At 74.4% G+C, this 3,492-nt stretch carries 2 protein-coding genes; both read left to right on the top strand.

Annotated elements, in window-relative coordinates:
- A partial coding sequence (locus SGA01_RS40600) for a beta-ketoacyl reductase (protein ID WP_141303440.1) occupies positions 1-1,387 on the top strand: 1,387 nt, incomplete at its 5' end.
- A gap of 103 nt (positions 1,388-1,490) precedes the next feature.
- A partial coding sequence (locus SGA01_RS40595; protein WP_141303438.1) for a type I polyketide synthase occupies positions 1,491-3,492 on the top strand: 2,002 nt, incomplete at its 3' end.

The raw sequence follows: 3,492 nt of genomic DNA, 5'->3' as shown, positions 1-3,492 counted from the left end.
GCCCCTCCACGGACGCCGGCCCACTCGCGACTGGCAGCCTCACGGCACCGTCCTCATCACCGGCGGCACCGGCGCCCTCGGCAGCCACGCCGCACGCTGGATGGCCCACCACGGAGCCGAACACCTCCTCCTCATCAGCCGCAGCGGCGAACAAGCCCCCGGAGCCACCCAACTCACCGAAGAACTCACCGCACTCGGCGCCCGCGTCACCATCGCCGCCTGCGACGTCGCCGACCCCCACGCCATGCGCACCCTCCTCGACGGCATCCCCGCCGAGACGCCCCTCACCGCCGTCGTCCACACCGCCGGCGCACCGGGCGGCGATCCGCTGGACGTCACCGGCCCGGAGGACATCGCCCGCATCCTGGGCGCGAAGACGAGCGGCGCCGAGGTCCTCGACGACCTGCTCCGCGGGACTCCGCTGGACGCCTTCGTCCTCTACTCCTCGAACGCCGGGGTCTGGGGCAGCGGCAGCCAGGGCGTCTACGCGGCGGCCAACGCCCACCTCGACGCGCTCGCCGCCCGGCGCCGCGCCCGGGGCGAGACGGCGACCTCGGTCGCCTGGGGCCTCTGGGCCGGCGACGGCATGGGCCGGGGCGCCGACGACGCGTACTGGCAGCGTCGCGGCATCCGCCCGATGAGCCCGGACCGCGCCTTGGGCGAACTGGCCAAGGCCCTGAGCCACGACGAGACCTTCGTCGCGGTGGCCGATGTCGACTGGGAGCGGTTCGCGCCCGCGTTCACGGTGTCCCGTCCGAGCCTTCTGCTCGACGGCGTCCCGGAGGCCCGGCAGGCGCTCGCCGCACCCGTCGGCGCCCCGGCTCCCGGCGATGCCGCCGCGGCGCCGACCGGGCAGTCGTCGGCGCTGGCCGCGATCACCGCGCTCCCCGAGCCCGAGCGCCGGCCGGCGCTCCTCACCCTCGTCCGTACCCATGCGGCAGCCGTACTCGGCCACTCCTCCCCCGACCGGGTGGCCCCCGGCCGTGCCTTCACCGAGCTCGGCTTCGACTCGCTGACGGCCGTGCAGCTCCGTAACCAGCTCTCCACGGTGGTCGGCAACAGGCTCCCCGCCACCACGGTCTTCGACCACCCGACGCCCGCCGCACTCGCCGCGCACCTCCACGAGGCGTACCTCGCGCCGGCCGAGCCGGCCCCGACGGACTGGGAGGGGCGGGTGCGCCGGGCCCTGGCCGAGCTGCCCCTCGACCGGCTGCGGGACGCGGGGGTCCTCGACACCGTCCTGCGCCTCACCGGCATCGAGCCCGAGCCGGGTACCGGCGGTTCGGACAGCGGCGCCGCCGAGCCCGGTGCGGAGCCGGAGGCGTCGATCGACGACCTGGACGCCGAGGCCCTGATCCGGATGGCTCTCGGCCCCCGGAACACCTGACCCGTCCGCGGTCCTGCCCCACGCACCGCAACCCGCGCATCCCGAGCACCACCCGCCCCCCACACGCCCACAACCCCATCCACGAGCGGAAGACCACACCCAGATGACGAGTTCCAACGAACAGTTGGTGGACGCTCTGCGCGCCTCTCTCAAGGAGAACGAAGAACTCCGGAAAGAGAGCCGTCGCCGGGCCGACCGTCGGCAGGAGCCCATGGCGATCGTCGGCATGAGCTGCCGGTTCGCGGGCGGAATCCGGTCCCCCGAGGACCTCTGGGACGCCGTCGCCGCGGGCAAGGACCTCGTCTCCGAGGTCCCGGAGGAGCGTGGCTGGGACATCGACTCCCTCTACGACCCGGTGCCGGGGCGCAAGGGCACGACGTACGTCCGCAACGCCGCGTTCCTCGACGACGCCGCCGGCTTCGACGCGGCCTTCTTCGGGATCTCGCCGCGCGAGGCCCTCGCCATGGACCCGCAGCAGCGGCAGCTCCTCGAAGCCTCCTGGGAGGTCTTCGAGCGGGCCGGCATCGACCCCGCGTCGGTCCGCGGCACCGACGTCGGCGTGTACGTGGGCTGTGGGTACCAGGACTACGCGCCGGACATCCGGGTCGCCCCCGAAGGCACCGGCGGTTACGTCGTCACCGGCAACTCCTCCGCCGTGGCCTCCGGGCGCATCGCGTACTCCCTCGGTCTCGAGGGACCCGCCGTGACCGTGGACACGGCGTGCTCCTCGTCGCTCGTCGCCCTGCACCTCGCCCTGAAGGGCCTGCGGAACGGCGACTGCTCGACGGCCCTCGTGGGCGGCGTGGCCGTCCTCGCGACGCCGGGCGCGTTCATCGAGTTCAGCCGCCAGCAGGCCATGGCCGCCGACGGCCGGACCAAGGGCTTCGCCTCGGCGGCGGACGGCCTCGCCTGGGGCGAGGGCGTCGCCGTCCTCCTCCTCGAAAGGCTCTCCGACGCACGGCGCAAGGGCCACCGGGTCCTGGCCGTCGTGCGCGGCAGCGCCATCAACCAGGACGGCGCGAGCAACGGCCTCACGGCTCCGCACGGCCCCTCCCAGCAGCGCCTGATCCGCCAGGCACTGGCCGACGCGCGGCTCACGTCGAGCGACGTGGACGTCGTGGAGGGCCACGGCACGGGGACCCGTCTCGGCGACCCGATCGAGGCGCAGGCGCTGCTCGCCACGTACGGGCAGGGGCGCGCCCCGGGGCAGCCGCTGCGCCTGGGGACGCTGAAGTCGAACATCGGGCACACGCAGGCCGCTTCGGGTGTCGCCGGTGTCATCAAGATGGTGCAGGCGCTGCGCCACGGGGTGCTGCCGAAGACCCTGCACGTGGACGAGCCGACGGACCAGGTCGACTGGTCGGCCGGTTCGGTCGAGCTGCTCACCGAGGCCGTGGACTGGCCGGAGCAGCCGGGCCGGCTCCGGCGGGCGGGCGTCTCCGCGTTCGGCGTGGGCGGGACGAACGCGCACGTCGTCCTGGAGGAGGCCCCGGCGGTCGAGGAGTCCCCGGCCGTCGAGCCGTCGGTCGGCGGCGGTGTGGTGCCGTGGCCGGTGTCGGCGAAGACCTCGGCAGCGCTGGACGCCCAGATCGGGCAGCTCGCCGCGTACGCGGACGGTCGCACGGACCTGGATCCGGCGGTGGCGGCCCACGCCCTGGTCGACGGCCGTACGGCGATGGAGCACCGCGCGGTCGCGGTCGGCGACAGCCGGGAGGCACTGCGGGACGCCCTGCGGATGCCGGAAGGACTGGTACGGGGCACGGTCACCGATCCGGGACGGGTGGCGTTCGTGTTCCCCGGCCAGGGCACGCAGTGGGCCGGCATGGGCGCCGAACTCTGCGACAGCTCGCCTGAGTTCGCCGCCTCGATGGCCGAGTGCGAGACCGCGCTCTCCCGCTATGTCGACTGGTCTCTCGAAGCCGTCGTCCGACAGGCCCCCGGCGCACCGACGCTCGACCGCGTCGACGTCGTCCAGCCCGTGACCTTCGCCGTCATGGTCTCCCTCGCCAAGGTCTGGCAGCACCACGGCATCACCCCCCAGGCCGTCATCGGCCACTCCCAGGGCGAGATCGCCGCCGCCTACGTCGCGGGTGCCTTGAGCCTGG

The organism is Streptomyces gardneri (assembly GCF_006539185.1).
GTDB classification, from domain to species: Bacteria; Actinomycetota; Actinomycetes; order Streptomycetales; family Streptomycetaceae; genus Streptomyces; species Streptomyces gardneri.
The sequence above is the reverse complement of the archived record's forward strand: the minus strand, read 5'-3'. Positions and strand labels throughout refer to the sequence as shown.